Source organism: Streptomyces sp. NPDC059455, assembly GCF_042750115.1.
GTDB classification, from domain to species: domain Bacteria; phylum Actinomycetota; class Actinomycetes; order Streptomycetales; family Streptomycetaceae; genus Streptomyces; species Streptomyces endocoffeicus.
Genome location: NZ_JBHYVB010000346.1, coordinates 2,690 through 5,219 on the forward strand (window position 1 = coordinate 2,690; position 2,530 = coordinate 5,219).

The 2,530-nt window shown below is 69.8% G+C and carries 2 protein-coding genes and 1 pseudogene; 2 read left to right on the forward strand and 1 reads right to left on the reverse strand.

What is annotated here, in order from left to right:
* Positions 1 to 133 precede the first annotated feature (133 nt).
* Together ACFXB5_RS51585 and ACFXB5_RS51590 are read left to right on the forward strand one after the other, a co-directional pair.
* Positions 134 to 1,083 (forward strand): annotated as a pseudogene (locus ACFXB5_RS51585) (helix-turn-helix domain-containing protein).
* A 508-nt stretch (positions 1,084 to 1,591) separates the two neighbouring features.
* On the forward strand, positions 1,592 to 1,849 hold the full coding sequence (locus ACFXB5_RS51590) for a hypothetical protein (RefSeq protein ID WP_385222528.1): 258 nt from the start codon (positions 1,592 to 1,594) through the stop codon (positions 1,847 to 1,849).
* A 39-nt stretch (positions 1,850 to 1,888) separates the two neighbouring features.
* On the opposite strand, the gene ACFXB5_RS51595 is transcribed toward ACFXB5_RS51590, so the two are convergent.
* Positions 1,889 to 2,530 (reverse strand): LacI family DNA-binding transcriptional regulator (locus tag ACFXB5_RS51595; protein ID WP_385222531.1); only part of this gene is annotated, 642 nt, incomplete at its 5' end.

Here is a 2,530-nt window from a genome sequence, read left to right on the forward strand (position 1 = left end):
GCGCCGGCCCGTCGCTGCCTCTACCCCCAGCTCACCCCCTCGCGCGGGGGCCTCGGGGTGTTGTTGGGTGGGGGGCTTTCTTCCTGCGCCCCCCACCCCCCCCACGAGTCCAGGCTCGGAGTAGTTTGGTTCTATGGCAACGGAGTACCTGGGGGACCGTGTGCGGCGCCTCCGCCGTCAGGCGAGGCTCACACAAGAGGGCTTGGCCGAGCAGTCCGGCGTGTCTGTCGACACCATTCGTCGACTGGAACAGAAGCCGCAGAGTTCCGTACAGCTACCCACACTGCACGCTCTTGCATCGGGGCTTGGCGTAGAGCTGACGAGCCTCGTGGGCGACCCTCCAGGCGCTCCGTCGACGGGAGAATCCGATTCCCCGCAACTCGTCGCCGTCCGTCGCGCCATCATGCCGCCGTTGTTCGCTCCACCTGTCCCGCCCAGCGACCTGGAGACGCTGACCCTGGAGCGGGTCCGACGTGACATCGCGGACGGGTGGACGCTCTACCACGCGGCAGCGTTCGAAGAGCTGCTCAGCGCACTGCCGGGCCTGATCACCGACGCCCGGTTCGCTGCCACCGTCGGCGACGCTGACCAGCGCGCGGCAGGGCAGGCAGCGCTGAGCAAGGCACTTCAGCTCGGCGGACACCTAGCCATCCGGATGGGGAAGACGGATCTTGCCCTGTCGTCCCTGGAACGGGCCATAGCCGCCGCTGACGCCTCGTCGGACCCGCTCCTGGCCCCCATGATCTCCAATTCCGTCGCGTGGGCGTACCAGCGTCAGGCGAGGCTGGACGACGCACGTGGGCTGGCTGTCCACGCCGCTGATCGGGTCGAACGCGATCACAGCGGCACAAGGACACCCCGCCGTCGTGGCGGACATGGCTGCTGCTCGACGTCGCACGCGCCCACACTGACCTGGGCAACGGAGTAGGTGCCGTGAAGGCGCTGGAGTCCCTGAAGCGCAACGCCCCGGCGTGGATGCGGCATCACACACTCGCCGTCGCTGTCGTGCGGGACCTGTGGAACTGGTCGTCACGGCCGACCGGGCTCAAGCCGATCGCCGAGTTCCTGGGTGTCGCCGATTAACGTCGCCGGACTGCGTAACGCATTCCCTGTCGCTTCATGGTGGCGCCCGTCAGGCTCAGGCTGTTAAGGACCCCCGCACCGGGGCGAACCGGCCGGGGGCATGGCCACGCTTCGAAGGAGCGCGACGCATGAAGGCTACCCGCCTACGTTTACTGTCATGACCGGGTCAAAACGCAGCACGTACACACCTGATGACTCACCCGACGGCCATGTCGCACGCCTGGCTGACCGGGTCGAAGCAGAGCAGATCGCTACGGCACAGGCCGTCATGTCGCTCAGCCGGGGCATCCTGGACGCTGGTGTCCCTGTCGCACCGACCGAGTGCGCCCATCTGCTGAAGCGACTCACGGAGTGCCTCGGGGACGTGCTGCTCGTCGCCTTACCACATTCCCAACCTCCCGGAGATGGAAGGCAGGGGCAAGCTGGATCAGACCGTGAGCGCACCCACATGGGCCGAGCTTCACTGACTGGTCACTGAGCAAGTGGATGCGTACTACAAGCTGATGCCATGACCGCCGACCGCCTCCAGCCACAGACAGGAAGCACCGTGGGGAAGCCGCAGATGGAACGACCGATTGACGATCCGGTGGACCGCGAGTGGTTTCCAGGGACGCTCAGGGACGACCTGCTGACCGTGCACTGGTTGCGCGTCCACCCGGATGAAGCACGTTGCGGGATGGCCATTCCACCGGGAACGGGGAAGAGGGAGGTGTACCGGTGGCAGCGGCTGGTGAACTGTCCCGCCTGCCTCGCTGCCGCTGACTGACCACCCCACGGCCACCCGGCGGAAGCGGGCGACGGGGCGTCAATGGTCCGTGCGCGGGGGGCAGTCCGCCGGTCGCGGTGGCGCCGTCGTGCCGCGCACTTCGAGGGACGGGGTGGTGAGGGCGACCTCGCCGGCGCGGCCGGGGGCGGCGATCCGGTCGAGCAGGCGGCGCGCGGCGCGGCGGCCGATGTCATGACCGGCGTTGTCCACGCTGGTGAGCCACAGATGGCGCAGCCGCGCGAGGTAGGTGTTGTCGTAGCCGACGAGGGAGAGATCGCCCGGCACCCGCAGGCCGAGCTCCTCGGCGGCCGACAGGGCGCCGACCCCGGCCATGTCGTTGAACGCGAGGACGGCGGTGGGCCGGTGCGGCGCGCCCAGCAGCCGGACCGTGGCCCGGTAGCCACCCTCCTCGGTCAGATCGCCCTGCTCCACGGTCGCCGACCCGGACAGGCCGTGTTCGCGCATGACCGCCTCGAAGCCACGGCGGCGCAGTTCGCCCACCACGCCCTGCCCCGCGATATGGGCGATGTGCCGGTGGCCCAGGCCGATGAGGTGCTCGGTGGCCAGGCGGGCGCCCAGCTCGTCGTCGCCCGCGACGATGTCCACGCCGGGCAGCACGGGCTCGCGGGGGGGCGCGCCGCCCATGGGGCGGCCGCCCGCCCCCCGCGGCCCCCGCCCCGC